17 protein-coding genes and 1 other annotated feature (1 of these 18 running past the window's edge) are annotated in these 14,122 nt (G+C 41.9%); all 17 genes read right to left on the reverse strand.

Features of this window, described 5'->3' with window-relative positions; all coding sequences use genetic code 11:
• Positions 1-68, reverse strand: a binding site (T-box leader) (it extends 148 nt beyond the left edge of the window).
• An 84-nt stretch (positions 69-152) separates the two neighbouring features.
• Complete coding sequence (locus tag N667_RS0103050) at positions 153-665, reverse strand: DivIVA domain-containing protein (protein WP_027408207.1); 513 nt, start codon at positions 663-665, stop codon at positions 153-155.
• 309 nt (positions 666-974) lie between these two features.
• Positions 975-1,748 (reverse strand): RNA-binding protein, encoded by a 774-nt coding sequence (locus N667_RS0103055; RefSeq protein ID WP_027408208.1) that lies wholly within the window; start codon positions 1,746-1,748, stop codon positions 975-977.
• 46 nt (positions 1,749-1,794) lie between these two features.
• On the reverse strand, positions 1,795-2,064 hold the full coding sequence (locus N667_RS0103060; RefSeq protein ID WP_027408209.1) for a YggT family protein: 270 nt from the start codon (positions 2,062-2,064) through the stop codon (positions 1,795-1,797).
• A gap of 3 nt (positions 2,065-2,067) precedes the next feature.
• The gene (locus N667_RS0103065) at positions 2,068-2,505 is read right to left on the reverse strand and encodes a cell division protein SepF (protein WP_027408210.1); all 438 of its coding nucleotides are present in this window, start codon (positions 2,503-2,505) and stop codon (positions 2,068-2,070) included.
• 17 nt (positions 2,506-2,522) lie between these two features.
• Positions 2,523-3,197, reverse strand: coding sequence for a YggS family pyridoxal phosphate-dependent enzyme (locus tag N667_RS0103070; protein WP_027408211.1), 675 nt, complete (start codon positions 3,195-3,197; stop codon positions 2,523-2,525).
• Between the two features lie 3 nt (positions 3,198-3,200).
• Positions 3,201-4,013 (reverse strand): peptidoglycan editing factor PgeF, encoded by an 813-nt coding sequence (gene pgeF, locus N667_RS0103075; protein WP_027408212.1) that lies wholly within the window; start codon positions 4,011-4,013, stop codon positions 3,201-3,203.
• A 79-nt stretch (positions 4,014-4,092) separates the two neighbouring features.
• Complete coding sequence (locus N667_RS0103080; RefSeq protein WP_027408213.1) at positions 4,093-4,335, reverse strand: YlmC/YmxH family sporulation protein; 243 nt, start codon at positions 4,333-4,335, stop codon at positions 4,093-4,095.
• 95 nt (positions 4,336-4,430) lie between these two features.
• Positions 4,431-5,210, reverse strand: coding sequence for an RNA polymerase sporulation sigma factor SigG (sigG, locus tag N667_RS0103085; RefSeq protein WP_027408214.1), 780 nt, complete (start codon positions 5,208-5,210; stop codon positions 4,431-4,433).
• 234 nt (positions 5,211-5,444) lie between these two features.
• Positions 5,445-6,164, reverse strand: a complete 720-nt coding sequence (sigE, locus tag N667_RS0103095; protein ID WP_027408215.1) for an RNA polymerase sporulation sigma factor SigE — start codon at positions 6,162-6,164, stop codon at positions 5,445-5,447.
• Between the two features lie 51 nt (positions 6,165-6,215).
• Positions 6,216-7,142 (reverse strand): sigma-E processing peptidase SpoIIGA, encoded by a 927-nt coding sequence (spoIIGA, locus tag N667_RS0103100; protein ID WP_027408216.1) that lies wholly within the window; start codon positions 7,140-7,142, stop codon positions 6,216-6,218.
• A gap of 761 nt (positions 7,143-7,903) precedes the next feature.
• Positions 7,904-9,037 carry a cell division protein FtsZ gene (gene ftsZ / locus N667_RS0103110; protein ID WP_027408218.1) on the reverse strand — a complete coding sequence of 378 codons (1,134 nt, stop codon included), beginning with the start codon at positions 9,035-9,037 and terminating at the stop codon, positions 7,904-7,906.
• A gap of 28 nt (positions 9,038-9,065) precedes the next feature.
• A complete protein-coding gene (ftsA, locus tag N667_RS0103115; RefSeq protein WP_027408219.1) occupies positions 9,066-10,343 on the reverse strand; it encodes a cell division protein FtsA in 1,278 nt (425 codons plus the stop codon).
• Positions 10,344-10,452: 109 nt separating this feature from the next.
• A complete protein-coding gene (locus tag N667_RS0103120) occupies positions 10,453-10,806 on the reverse strand; it encodes a small basic family protein (RefSeq protein WP_027408220.1) in 354 nt (117 codons plus the stop codon).
• Between the two features lies 1 nt (position 10,807).
• Complete coding sequence (locus N667_RS0103125; protein WP_051529947.1) at positions 10,808-11,473, reverse strand: DUF881 domain-containing protein; 666 nt, start codon at positions 11,471-11,473, stop codon at positions 10,808-10,810.
• 75 nt (positions 11,474-11,548) lie between these two features.
• On the reverse strand, positions 11,549-12,256 hold the full coding sequence (locus N667_RS0103130) for a DUF881 domain-containing protein (protein ID WP_027408222.1): 708 nt from the start codon (positions 12,254-12,256) through the stop codon (positions 11,549-11,551).
• The gene (locus N667_RS0103135) at positions 12,237-13,028 is read right to left on the reverse strand and encodes a cell division protein FtsQ/DivIB (RefSeq protein ID WP_035098003.1); all 792 of its coding nucleotides are present in this window, start codon (positions 13,026-13,028) and stop codon (positions 12,237-12,239) included. Before N667_RS0103135 ends, N667_RS0103130 begins: the two co-directional genes overlap by 20 nt.
• Positions 13,029-13,144: 116 nt before the next feature.
• On the reverse strand, positions 13,145-14,056 hold the full coding sequence (gene murB, locus N667_RS0103140; RefSeq protein ID WP_027408224.1) for a UDP-N-acetylmuramate dehydrogenase: 912 nt from the start codon (positions 14,054-14,056) through the stop codon (positions 13,145-13,147).
• Between the last annotated feature and the right edge of the window lie 66 nt (positions 14,057-14,122).

Raw genomic sequence — 14,122 nt, forward strand, 5'->3', positions numbered from 1 at the left:
GCTTCCACCGTCCCCGACTCGCTATCATAAGCAACTGAAAGAACTACTGTCCCTTTCATCGTCAATTGTATGTCAATTTTATTTGTCGTTAGTGATAATTAAACTAAGACAAAACATTTATTTTTGATTATATGCGAAACGGGCAAAATTCGTCAAGATTGGCTTATTTCTTCCTGCTCGTTCAATTCAATTTCTTTGATTTCATATTCCATCAAATGATCCCAATCATCGTTGTTTAACATTTCAAGCTGCGCCTCTACTAACATGCGGAAGCGCGTACGGAACACTTTCGACTGCCGCTTTAGCTCTTCGACTTCCAAAGCGATTTTCCTCGATTTAGCGAGCGCTTCACTAATAATGCGGTCAGCATTTTTCTCCGCTTCTTTAATGATGAGTTTCGCTTCTTTTTGAGCGTTCCGCTTCACCTCTTCTGCTGTTTCCTGTGCAATTAAAATTGATTTATTTAACGTTTCTTCAATGTTAGTAAAATAGCCAAGCTTTTCGGTCAATTCGGCCACTTTTTCCTCTAGCTGTTTCTTTTCGCGAATCATCATCTCATAATCTTTAATCACTTGATCTAGAAACTCGTTTACTTCGTCTTCGTCATAACCGCGAAAACCCTTGCTAAATTCTTTGTTATGAATATCTAATGGTGTTAAAGGCACGAATGCCACCTCCATCTGCATAATTCCTCTTTAACTTGGTGTGTTGATTAGCCAATAACAACGGTCGTCACGCTTTCTGCTAGGACGGCAAGATTTCTTGTCGCCCTAGCATGCGATACGCGTGCCCATCGAACATGAACGCTTTGCGAGCAAATTCATTTGCACGTTGCTGTCCATGGCGATTTTGGCTTCAATGGCTGATGATCGCCATATTAAACATTTTTTCAGAAACAAAATCGTGGATAATCAACACACTTTCCTCTTTTGCTATTATTCGACATATTTCTGCGAATTCCTGCAACAATTCGATTATTTTTGCATTCCTATTTGAATGCGCCACCGATCTTTTTTAGTTTTTCCGTCAATTGCGATAATTTTTAACCGCCCAAGCCCCCGTGCGGAAAGCGTATCGCCTTCCTTGCACTCTGAATGTGCTTGTTCGACAACCTTCCAATTCACTTTGACAAGGCCATTTTCAATTAGCGATTGAACATTTTGCCGCGATGCACCAAACGCTTGCGACAGTACGGCGTCAAGCCTAAGCGACGAAACGGTAATTGTCGTCTCCTTCCATTGCTCCTCCACTGCAATCATATCTGTCAACGGCTTTTCTTGCAGTGAAATTTTCGTTCTTCCTACCGCCTCAAAATGGAGGCGAATGTAATCGGCAATTTCTTTTGCAACAATAAACTGAATGTGGTCATCTTTGACTAAAATATCTCCGAATTTTCCTCGCTTCAAACCAAGAGACATAAGAGCCCCAAGCACTTGTCGGTGTTCGAGCGAAACAAACTTACTCGGGTAGCCAATCGAAAAAAGAGTTAGCGAAAAATCCTCTTCCTCTGGTTGGAAATACGGCGGGTATAAAAGCGCTCTCTTTCGCTCGACTGACGGTGCGCCACCGAAAAAAGAAATATGTACATCCTCGTCATTCCCGATGACAAGTTGGACAATTTGTTGTTCACGCGGGTCAAGAAAATCCGTTAACTTCGGACAATACTGTTCTTTGACAAATTCCCGCCATTCAAGCACTTGATCGATAAAATGGTGCTCTTCTTTTCGGAAATGCTGATATAAATTCATCGTCGCTACTCCTTCTCACAAAGAAGGGAACCCTTTTTTGGATTCCCTACACTAAATGTAACATGTTAAATAGCGCATGCAAACCTCTCGTAGCAAAATTTAGCACAAATAAAGCGGCAATCGGAGAAACATCAATCATTCCAATTGGAGGAATGATGCGGCGAAACGGCTCTAAATACGGCTCGCAAATCGCAGCCAAAAGCTGGCCGATTTTCGTATCGCGCGCATTAGGAAACCACGACATTAAAATGTACACAATTAATGCGTACGAATATATATCAATTAACGTTGTTAAAAACGAAAGGAGACTATACATAAATTACCACCTTTTCATCGATGTTTCGTCCTCAGAAACAATAGAGATTGATCCAGTAACGTCGACATTGTCAGGAGTACACAGAAAAATGCGCGTACCGACTTGCTGAATATCTCCGCCAATGGCGTAAACCGTTCCGCTTAAAAAGTCGACAATGCGCTTCGCTTGATCATGTTGAATTCGCTGCAAATTAACGACAACAGCACGGCGATTTTTCAAATGATCAGCGATTTCTTGGGCTTCGGCATATGCTCTTGGCTCGATGAGTACAACTTTTGATGATTTTTGCACACTTTGCAAGCTTACGACGTTTTGCTTAGCAGTTCCTTTTCCAATCGGCTGAGGAGGTAGCTCGTCCTCATCCACTTCTTCATATTCCTCTTCATATTCCTCGTAATCTTCTTCTAAAAAATAATCTTTAAACTTTTTAATAAGTCCCATAAACTTTACACCTCCTATCATTCATTTCCAACAAGTGATGTTCCCAATCGGATGAACGTAGCACCTTCTTCAACTGCAATCACATAATCGTTGGACATCCCCATCGATAGCTCTGTGCATGGGGCATTTGGGATGCCTAGTGCTTGTACATGTTGCTGCAATGTTTTCAACTCGCGGAAACATTGGCGCAGAAACGGCTCATCATCTGTATACGGAGCCATTGTCATCAACCCGACAATTTCGATTTTAGAAAAATCCCGCAATTGCTCAATAAATGGGAGCACTTCTTCCTTTGCTAGTCCATGCTTTGTTTGTTCCCCTGATACATTGACTTGAACAAAACATTTCATTTTTTGGGCTGCCCGCTTTTCAATTTCTTGTGCGAGCGATAAACGGTCAAGCGAGTGAATATAGTCTACTTTATCTATAATATTTTTCACTTTGCGCGATTGCAATGTTCCAATGAAATGCCATGTTGCTTCCTTACCGATTGCCTCATACTTCCTAAGCAAACCATCATCGCGATTTTCTCCGAGATCAGCGATTCCGGCAGCAAGGGCTTCCTTCGCGCGGTCGATGCTTACATATTTCGTTACCGCAATGATGCGTATGTCGGCAGGATTGCGCCCAGTCCGCTTGCATGCTTCTTCGATGTTGCTACGGATCAATGCTACATTGTCATAAACAGACATCATTTATTCCTCCTTCCTGCCGATAAATGCCATCATTCTTCCCGTCCGGCCGCGATCGCGGCGATGCGAGAAAAATAAATCTTTTGTACAGCTTGTGCAGTAATGAGACATATGAATCTGTTGCTCCGGGACACCCTCTTTTATAAGCAATAGACGATTTAGCTCCTTTAAATCAAGAGCATATTGTCCTATACTTACCTCTCGATAAGGAAGGGCTTCTTTCATTCCTAACGCTTTTTCCGCAGCTTCCATGACACGATCGTCTACAATATAGCAACAAGAACCAATCGATGGACCGATTGCTACTACAACCTCATCTAGTGGAATCTGCTCGTTATGCCGCCATAAACGCACCATTTCCCCAGCAATATTTTTAACTGTTCCTTTCCATCCTGCATGGGCTACCCCTATCATACCGTGATTAGGGGCAGCAAAATAAAGAGGTACGCAGTCAGCGAAACATAATGCTAGCAGAATTCCTGCCTCCTCTGTATACAATCCATCCGTATCAGCAATAGCTGTCTCAAGATGAAGAGCTCCTTTTCCAGCATCGCATCTCGTTACCTTTTCAATTCGGGAGCCGTGTGTTTGCTCGGAGCATACCCACCTCTCGATAGGAAACTGCAACAACCCGGCAAGCTTTCGGCGGTTGCTTTCAACAGAAGGATTGGCATCTCCGACATGCAAGCCGACATTGAACGTCGCAAATGGCGGATCACTAACCCCCCCTTGTTTTGTTGTAAAACCGGCAACCACACCTTGCCAACCGTCCAACAGCAGCAGTTCCTCGCCAACCTGGTGAAAAATTTCCGACATTCTCGACATCCTCTTTGTAGATTTTTATCACTTTTTTTCCTATTTTATCATAGTTTGCTTACAAATGATAATCAATAATTTATTCACCTTCATTGAAACGAACTAAAATAACATCAGCACCAATTTTGACAATGTTGCGCCAAGGAATGACCGTTTCCTCCTCACGGCCGAATAGACCTAGCACTTTTCCGGCACCTAGAATAATTAAAGATTCGATTTGACCTGTCTGTAAATTAATATCGATATCACCAATATTCCCGAGTTTCTTTCCGTTTGCCACATTCACAACATCTTTTGCTTGAAATTCAGAAATTTTAATCATGGCAAGCCCCTCCGCTTTTCGTTTCTTAATTCACTATATGACGTGTTTGTTATGACCTTTCCGAAAAAAAGAACTGTTCTTAATAGAACAGCTCTTCATACTTGAATATTTTTATTCATTTGGCGAATCGCCGCTTTTTCTAACCGTGACACTTGCGCTTGAGAAATGCCGATTTCTTCGGCTACTTCCATCTGTGTTTTTCCTTGGAAAAAACGCTTACGGATAATCATTTTTTCTCGCTCATTTAATCGACGCAATCCCTCTTTTAAAGCGATTTCTTCGATCCAATGGCTGTCTCGGTTCTTTTCATCGCTTAACTGATCCATCACATAAATCGGATCACCGCCGTCATTATAAATCGGTTCAAATAATGAAACCGGATCCTGAATGGCATCAAGAGCAAATACGACTTCCTCATGCGGAACCCCAAGCACTTTGGCGATTTCTTCTGCTGTCGGTTCCTTAGCCGTTTCGCCCATTAATTTTTCGCGTACTTGCAACGCTTTATAAGCAATGTCGCGCAAGGAGCGGGATACGCGAATCGGGTTGTTGTCACGCAAATAGCGACGAATTTCCCCAATGATCATTGGCACGGCATACGTAGAAAATCTGACATTCTGGCTTAAATCAAAATTATCAATGGATTTCATAAGTCCAATGCAACCGACTTGAAACAAATCATCGACGAATTCTCCGCGGTTATTAAAACGTTGGATCACACTTAAAACTAGGCGCAAGTTTCCATTTACAAGCTTTTCCCTTGCTTCCAAATCCCCTTCATGCATTCTTTTAAACAATTCACGCATTTCCTCGTTTTTTAATACCGGAAGCTTTGATGTGTCAACACCGCAAATTTCTACTTTGTTTCTTGTCAAGTCTTTCCCTCCCATCAGGAGATGCTGTCAATGTTCAGTATCCCCTTAGGAAGGAAAAATATGCACAATCAAATAGACGAAAAAGATATGCATGGAAACAGCTGCCTTATGTTCTAACAATCATGCATCATACAATCGTCATGAGCAGATGGTCGCGATCTCTTCTGTGACGCTTTTCAAAAAAAGCCACGAACGGACCACAATCGAGGCAAAAGGACTTTAGAGATTAGCAGGCTACATCATCTTGTTAAATTCCTTGCGCAACCGTTTTATAATGCGTTTTTCTAGACGTGATATGTAAGATTGCGATATACCGAGCAAATCCGCAACATCTTTTTGTGTTTTTTCTTCTCCTCCAGAAAGTCCGAAACGAAGCTCCATGATTTGTTTTTCTCGGTCACTTAGCTGCCGAAGCGCATTAAGTAAAAGATGACGGTCAACATCTGCCTCTAAATCCTTTGTAATAACATCATCTTCTGTCCCAAGCACATCCGAAAGCAATAATTCGTTGCCGTCCCAGTCAATGTTTAGAGGTTCATCGAACGATACTTCCGATCGCACTTTATTATTGCGGCGCAAATACATTAAAATTTCATTTTCAATACATCGCGAAGCATAGGTTGCCAATTTAATTTTTTTGTCTGGATTAAACGTGTTAACTGCTTTAATTAATCCGATTGTTCCGATACTAATCAAATCCTCAATGTTAATACCCGTATTCTCAAACTTCCGAGCTATATAAACAACGAGACGCAGATTTCGCTCAATGAGCAACGACCTTGCAGTTTCATCACCTGATGAAAGCTTTTGCAACAACACCTCTTCCTCTTCTTTTGTTAGTGGCGGTGGTAGCGCTTCGCTTCCGCCGATGTAATAAATTTCATCTGTTTTTATTCCTAATTTCATTAATAGCTTATGCCATAAATAAATAATGCGAAGTTTCCATGCTCTCATAAAAATCCCCCTTCTAATTTAATTAAAAATGCGTATGATATAGTAACAAACTCATGAAGCTGTTAACCGTCTGCCTGTTTGTATCATTTTTGGATGCACAATACACTGGTACTCTCCATCCGTTGATAAACGTGCTTCATTTAGGCCAACAAGACCTTTTGACACCTCAATCCGCTGCGCTTCATAACAAATGACGATTCGGTCCGGTTTTACTGCTAGCATAAATTGTTGCCCCTTTCCAATAACACGATAAGGAATGAGACGCAACCGTTGCGCCCATTTTCCAAGTTGTTCATTATGCAACCATTGAAAGTCTGTTTGCTGCTTTATATTCTCTAACAATAAAGACGGCAAAATATCTTTCATTTCATCCGCATCGATAATCATGACAGGGGTTTTTGTAATCGGATCATATAACTGATTCCCGCTATCAATCAGCCCTTTTAATAAAAGCGAATGGCCATCAAACGTAAGAACAACATCCACAATGCTATCAAACCGCATTTTTTTCTCACGGATTCCATTGATTCGCGATCGTGAAAATAACCATAAAAGCGGAAAACCGATTAAAACGAAAAACCAGCTAACTGGATCGCCTGCTCCTAAAGAATAGGCTGTAAGGGCTCCATTTGTAATTTGCACCTCATTTTGGAGAAAATAGTGAACGGCAATTAATCCCCCGCCGACCATAAAAGTAGCAAAATAAAATGTAAATAAGTTCTCAAAAAAATACCGAAAACGTTTAAATCCAAAAGATGCCCAAACGATAAGGAGAGAGAAGAACAATTTGCCGATCGGTTTTTGCACGTATGGCGAAAACGGCGTGAACATAAACAACACAAGCAATGAGCCGATAAATGCTCCCACCGCGATTCTCCACCACACAATGCTCCTTTTCAGCATAATAGCAGTCAGCCAAAGCAATAAACCATCAAAGCAAAAGTTTAATAGCCAGACAATATCTAAATAAACCGTCAAGCAACTAGCCTCCCTTTTATAAGGAACAAAGCCAAGCAATTTCTGAAAATAGTATATAGCACATCTTATTGGAAAGTCTGTCAATTTATGATGGTGAAAAAACAAATTTTTTGTCAAAGAAAAACGAACAGACAAGCTCTTTAGCAATCCGTTAGCCATTTGCTGCATTTTTTCTCGATTCAATCAAAAGAGGATTTTGTAAAAAATTTATTTTATGAAACTAATCAAGCGATGATTTTTGAGAGTTTGGCAAAAATGGAGGAATACATCCTCTATCGGCCAGTCCATATCTTCCTTAGCATAACAATAACGTTACATACACTTTTTGTGGCAGCAGCACAATCTTGCGAACAAAATAAGGGATATTTTGCGGGGATCAATGAGGACGATAGAACAAAGATAAGAGGAATTGCTGATTTCGATAAAACATTGCTCGCGATATAGCTTTTTAACATCATCTACTGAGAAGTCTCCCACCTTGAAACGAAGTGTAGGTGGGGGAGGTTCATTCGCGAGCCATTTACCCGCTGTTTTCATGTGCCCATAAAAAACTGCTCTATAATGCAAAAATTATATGCTCGAACCGGCAACTGCTATTGATTGATAACATGAGGCTTTGTTTGGAGACAGCGAAGAACTTTGGATTATAACTTCTATTAGTATAAAAGAGCATGAATCGTTATGATCCATGCTCTTTTCGCTGTGACTCTCAGCGCCTTCGCTTTTCTTGCTGTCTAGCTTCGGCGCCTTCGCTTTTCTTGTTATCGGCGGCGATTGCGGTTGCGGAGGAATGCTGGAATATCTAGAGGGTCCTCCACTTGTGGAGAACGGATTGAGCTGTAATCTTGTGCTGGCTCCTCCCGTTTTTCTCGCTTGACTGTCGTTGTGACCTTAGTCGCTGTTCCGATGCCTGAACGAACAGGACGCGATGGTTGTGCTTCCGTTTCGTTAAACCCGGTAGCAATAACTGTCACAACGATCTCATCTTTTAAGTTTTCGTTAATGACGGAGCCAAAAATCATATTAACATCCTGATCGGAAGCAGACGCAACAATATCAGCCGCTTCTTGTACTTCATATAAGCTTAAATTAGTGCCGCCTGTAATGTTCATTAGCACCCCTTGTGCTCCGTCAATCGAAGTTTCAAGCAACGGACTCGAAATCGCCTTTTTCGCAGCCTCAGCCGCGCGATTCTCTCCGCTGGCAATTCCGATTCCCATGAGCGCTGAACCTTTATTTGACATGATCGTTTTCACATCGGCAAAGTCGAGGTTGATAAGCCCTGGGACAGCAATTAAGTCGGAAATGCCCTGCACCCCTTGACGAAGGACATTATCTGCTTCGCGGAACGCCTCGAGCATTGGCGTGTTTTTGTCAACGATCTCTAAAAGACGATCATTTGGGATAACGATGAGTGTGTCAACAGCCTCCTTCATCGCAGCGATCCCATTAGCCGCTTGTACTGCCCGTTTTCGGCCCTCAAACGTAAATGGACGCGTTACAACCCCTACAGTCAACGCTCCTAACTCCCGGGCAATTTGTGCGATGACTGGCGCTGCTCCAGTTCCTGTTCCGCCTCCCATTCCCGCGGTCACAAACACCATGTCAGCACCTTTTAGCGCCTCTTCAATCTGCTCTTTGCTTTCTTCCGCCGCTTTTTTTCCAACCTCTGGGTTTGCTCCAGCCCCCAATCCTCGCGTCAATTTCGCACCAATTTGCAGTTTAGTAGGGGCTTTTGATAAATTTAAAGCTTGTGCATCGGTGTTGACCGCAATGAATTCTACACCTTGTACGCCATGTTCAATCATTCGATTTACGGCATTGTTTCCGCCGCCGCCAACACCGATGACCTTAATCGTTGCTAACTGATCAACAGTAGTGTCAAACTCCAACATGACAAAATCCTCCCAATAATTTCGATCTCTATTCGAAGAAATAACCGAAAAACTTTTTAACTTTTTGTCCTAAGTTTTCTTCCTTGCTCTTTTGTTTTGCTTTAGCCGGTTGTTGTTTAGGCGCCCGCTTTTCCGGCACTTCGATCGCCGCTGCCACAGGGATACCGCGGCCTTGCAATTTCGCATGCCGGTAAGCGAACTTTATCAATCCTACTCCCGTTGTATATTGCGGGTCGCGGACGCCAATATAGTCAGGAATTGCAATGCGCACGCTGCTGCCGAGCATCACTTGGGCCAACTCTAAAATTCCTGGCATATTGGCGACTCCACCCGTTAACACATATCCGCCCGGCAAATCACGGAATCCTAGCTTTCGAATTTCTTGGTACACTAATTGAAAAATTTCTTCGAGTCTCGCTTCAATAATATCAGCAACTTCTAATTGAGTAAACTGCTGATGCTGATCAGTCCCAATGATCGGCACGCTGAAAATTTCTTCCTCAGAAGCAAGATCATAGAAAGCATGTCCATGTTTCAGCTTAATTCTTTCAGCGTCCTCCGTGGATGTCCGCAACCCAATTGAGATATCTTTCGTAATATGGTCGCCTCCGACTGGGAGAACGGATGATGCCTGAAGAAAACCTTGTTCAAACACGCCGATCGTCGTAGAACCTCCACCAATATCCACTAAAGCGACACCCAAATTTTTCTCATCTTTTGACAGAGCAAGGGAACCAGCGGCAAGTGGTTGTAAACAAATATCACTAATTTCTAACCCCGCTCGTTCAACACAGCGCAGCAAGTTATGTAAAACTGTCTTCGCCCCGGTAATCATCGTTCCTTCCATTTCAAGTCGCACTCCGAGCATACCGCGCGGATCACTAATGCCGTCAAGACCATCGACGATAAACTGTTTTGGGATGACCCCAATAATTTCCCTGTCAGGCGGAATTGAGACCACTTGTGCAGAGTCGATGACGCGTGCAACATCTTCATCTGTAATCTCACGATTTTCGCTTGAAACAGCGACGATCCCGCGACAATCTTGCAGCTGTACATGGTTGCCATTTACGCCGACGACGACCTGGTTAATGGTTAAACCGATCATTCGTTCCGCTTGATCAATGGCTCGCTTAATTGACTGCACTGTTTCATCTATATCAACAATGGAACCCTTCTTAAGCCCTTCGGATTTCACATTGCCAACACCAATAATATTCAATGATTCATTCAACATTTCTCCTATAATAACCTTAACACTGGATGTTCCAATGTCAAGACTTACAACGATTTCATTGCTGTTCATCTGTTAGCACCTCCTTCAACAAACTAATATATCAATCGAACAGCGACGACAAGATTTATTCATATATTCAACATGTAAAGAAGCATTCCCTCTTATTTGCATCAACTTTTTAGGATTTTTGCCGCTTCTCCATCCATTTCCCAAGCCAAATTCTGCGAATGACAGCAATGTTTTGAAACAGTCGAACCCCGAAAGCAAACACAGCTGCTAAATACAAGTCTACACCAAGATGAACACCGAGAAAAGCTAAACTTGCAGCTAAAATAATATTAAAAAAGAACCCTGTTAAAAAGACATTTTCATCGTACGTGTTTTGTAAATGGGCGCGAATGCCGCCGATTAACGTATCAAATGCCGCCAAAATCGCGATTGATAAATAGCTCGAATACTCGTCTGGAATGCGCCAGTCGGTGAGCAATCCTAGCGTAATCCCTATAATGAAGCCGATGATTGGGAGCCACACGCTATTTTCCCTCCTTTTCGGCTTGTACCGCTTTCATATAGCGAATGTGCCAATTCCCGTCATATTTTGGAATTACTACTGTTGTCATCGGTTCGGAAACAGTAATTTGCAAATTTTCAATCACAAAATCATCGAAAATGGTTGAAGCTTTTAGCCTGTTATGAAACGTTGTCACATTGTCGGCAATCACTTTTACTTGTATAGGCAATGAAGAAACTTTAGTATTTCCGATTTTTGTAACTCCATTTACATCCCGAATCGCTGTTGTATTGGTGATTCGCTCGTTGGCAATAGCAATTTCCTTTGCCCCATACATATTAAGTTCATTAATAAACCGCTTTAACAATTCAGGGGAAACGGTGTTCACAACCGGTCCTACATAATTGTCAGGATAGAATGGTTCGATCGTTAGAAGAAGACCGGGACCACTTATTTCTGTCAATCCAGCCTCCCTCTTTAACTCGTTAACCGTTTCCTCCAGCGCAGCTCTTTGATTAACAGAACGGCTTTGTTTATAGTTTTGTATTTTTTCATCATTGTGACGAATTTCTAGCAAAAGCTGTTGTTCAAGTTCCTGTTCTTGCTTCAAATCTTTGCGCAATTCCCAAATGTCGCGAGTATCGCGAACAACAGGATGCCGTTTCGTTTGCAACTGAACAGCCAGCATAAAACCGATAATAATTGTAATCAGTGTAAAATGAACAAGTCTTCTTTCCAACGGGATTCACCAAACTTTCCATCTTCAATCGCGATTCGTATGAAAAATCGGATCTAACGTAATTTCCTCTTTTTGCTCAATTTTAACGACAATATGATCATTCGTTAATTGATCCTTCACACCCCCGGCGATATTGAGCGCCGAAGCAAGTACGGCAGGATCGCCGATAGCCGAAATGACAAATGGAGCCGAATGTTGCGTGCCGTCTACTTCAATAACAGGACCGTTACAAACAATATAGGAACGATGGGATATACGTTGGCCGTTAATAGCGATCGCCTCCGCCCCTGAAATAAGCAATTCATGTACCACTTTAAACACATGTTGTTCGTGAACGATGTAGTTTGTAGCATTTTGTTCGCTTGGAATGTAGGACGCATCAGATAGCGTCACTTCCACTCCTTTCCCTTTTACCTTCACTTTTCCAACATACATGCGCAGTTGTTCCGCCTGTTCTACTAAATCAACATACGTCTTTTTTTCATTCGCTAATGACGTTTCCATCTGTCTTACTTTTTCTTGCTTTTTCATTAGTTCTTCCTTTAACTTGCGGTTTTCTTTTTGCGCATGGATGAGCAGTTTTCGATATTCATACTCCTTCTCCCACTGACTATCGGTGATGTTTCGCTTTTCGGATTGACTTTTCGTATATTGATAGGAAAAGGAAAGCATAAAGCCTAAAACTAGACAAACAAAGGAAAGGATGACATCATTACCTCGAATCTTTTTCATCGCCATCCCCCTTTTTCTCTTCATCGTAAGCTTTAAAATAGTTGCTCACTTCTAAATGAATAACACCTTTTACATTTGGATTCAGCTGTTTTACAATCGATGGATACAGAAGCATTTTTTCAGCGAAGTTTTGTACATTCGCGCTTACTTCAAACCCGTCATTCATGTAGACCGTAATATGATATTTGTCTTGACTACGCGGTGTATAATGAATTTCGGAAATGGAGTTTAGTATGTATGGCGGTAATTTGGCGAGCTGTCCCGCCATTTCTTGAATATCTTCTCCTTCTTTCCAATCAACTAAGATCGGTGCATCACTTAGTGCGGTCTCAGATGTGTGCTTCGTTAAAATTTGACCATTCTCAAGAATTGGAAAAAAGGCCTGTTTATGCTTGATATAGGCGACTCTTCTTCGCTCCTTCACATACAACACAATTGTGTTAGGAAAAATTTTCTTAAGCGTTACCATTTTTACTTCCGGGTGATGTTCAATCGCCCTTTCAACTTTTTCTGCTTTTACTCTCCAAAAGCTTGTCCGCCCCGTTAAACCGCTTAATTCAATAACCTTTCTGTCGGAAACATGCTGATTCCCTTTTACTTCAATATGCCTAACATTGCTCAACGGTGATTGAAAATAAATAATTAATAAAATTAACATAAAAAAGAAAGAAATATAGGCTGTTAATCGGCGGTTTACTTTTTGTCTTCGGCGCTCTTTCAGTTTTGGAACACGCTCTTCGAGAACAACAACTTTTCTTTTCTCCAACTCGATCACCGCTTTCCGACACTTCAAACAATAAAACAAACGGCATTTTTCCATGCCGTTGATTTTTTAAGCAATGCTGCTTTCATTATAGCACAATATTGGAAAATAGGGTGACCTAATTTTCAGGACTTCCGACCAATGATTTCTACTTCTGTAGCAAGTTCAATTCCGTATAGACGTTGAATTTCCGTTTTGACATAGGAAATAAGGGCCAATACATCCTGGGCTTTTGCATTTCCGATATTAACAATAAAGTTAGCGTGCTGCTCTGAAATTTTTGCACCGCCAATTGTGTATCCTTTCAACCCTGCCTGTTCAATTAATTTTCCTGCATAGTTTGGTAGCGGGTTTCGGAAAATACTTCCAGCGCATGGGTAGTTCCACGGTTGAGTGTCACGGCGATAATCCTTGTTTTTTTGCATTTTTGCTACAATTTCCTCTCGCTCTCCTTTTTGCAGTTGCAAAATAGCCGCAATGCAAATGCCTGGCCGCTTCTTTTGCAAAACGGATGTTCTGTACGAAAATTCCATTTCCTCATTTGTCAGCCATTCAATCGTCCCGTCTGGAAATAAAATTTGCGCTTTTTTCAAAATATGCGACATATCCGCTCCGTGGGCGCCTGCATTCATGTATACAGCACCGCCAATCGATCCCGGAATTCCACCAGCAAACTCCAGTCCCGATAACCCTTGTTTACTCACAATGGTCGCTAGTTTAATAAGAGAGTACCCTCCTCCGACGGTTACTTCGTCCTCATTAATGCTTAGTTCATCGAGTCCTTCGCCAAGTTTGATGACTGCTCCTTCAATTCCTTCATCTGAAACAAGCAGATTGGAGCCGCGGCCAATCGCTCGCCAATTGACTTGATGTTTCTGAATAATCGACATTGCTTTTTGCAAGTTTTCGATACTGTTCGGCTCTATAAAAACATCCGCAGGCCCACCGATTTTAATCGTCGTATGATGTGCAAGCGGTTCTTTTTCTTTTACTTTTCCAACATTAGCCTCCAATAGTTCCTTTATTAATTGTTGCACGGACATCCTCCCCTTTCCTGGTAATCTCTTGTTGCACTTCACAAATGTTGATGATCCATTATTTTA

This window comes from Anoxybacillus tepidamans PS2 (assembly GCF_000620165.1).
GTDB classification, from domain to species: domain Bacteria; phylum Bacillota; class Bacilli; order Bacillales; family Anoxybacillaceae; genus Anoxybacteroides; species Anoxybacteroides tepidamans_A.

What these genes read in the sequence shown, in the direction of transcription:
- N667_RS0103060 (WP_027408209.1), bottom strand. Translation starts at nt 2,064, where the DNA reads ATGTATAGTCTCCTTTCGTTTTTAACAACGTTAATTGATATATATTCG.
- N667_RS0103125 (WP_051529947.1), bottom strand. Translation starts at nt 11,473, where the DNA reads ATGCTGGCTGTTCAGTTGCAAACGAAACGGCATCCTGTTGTTCGCGAT.
- sigE (WP_027408215.1), bottom strand. Translation starts at nt 6,164, where the DNA reads ATGAGAGCATGGAAACTTCGCATTATTTATTTATGGCATAAGCTATTA.
- N667_RS0103130 (WP_027408222.1), bottom strand. Translation starts at nt 12,256, where the DNA reads ATGAAAAAGATTCGAGGTAATGATGTCATCCTTTCCTTTGTTTGTCTA.
- N667_RS0103065 (WP_027408210.1), bottom strand. Translation starts at nt 2,505, where the DNA reads ATGGGACTTATTAAAAAGTTTAAAGATTATTTTTTAGAAGAAGATTAC.
- pgeF (WP_027408212.1), bottom strand. Translation starts at nt 4,013, where the DNA reads ATGTCGGAAATTTTTCACCAGGTTGGCGAGGAACTGCTGCTGTTGGAC.
- N667_RS0103080 (WP_027408213.1), bottom strand. Translation starts at nt 4,335, where the DNA reads ATGATTAAAATTTCTGAATTTCAAGCAAAAGATGTTGTGAATGTGGCA.
- N667_RS0103070 (WP_027408211.1), bottom strand. Translation starts at nt 3,197, where the DNA reads ATGTCTGTTTATGACAATGTAGCATTGATCCGTAGCAACATCGAAGAA.
- N667_RS0103055 (WP_027408208.1), bottom strand. Translation starts at nt 1,748, where the DNA reads ATGAATTTATATCAGCATTTCCGAAAAGAAGAGCACCATTTTATCGAT.
- ftsA (WP_027408219.1), bottom strand. Translation starts at nt 10,343, where the DNA reads ATGAACAGCAATGAAATCGTTGTAAGTCTTGACATTGGAACATCCAGT.
- ftsZ (WP_027408218.1), bottom strand. Translation starts at nt 9,037, where the DNA reads ATGTTGGAGTTTGACACTACTGTTGATCAGTTAGCAACGATTAAGGTC.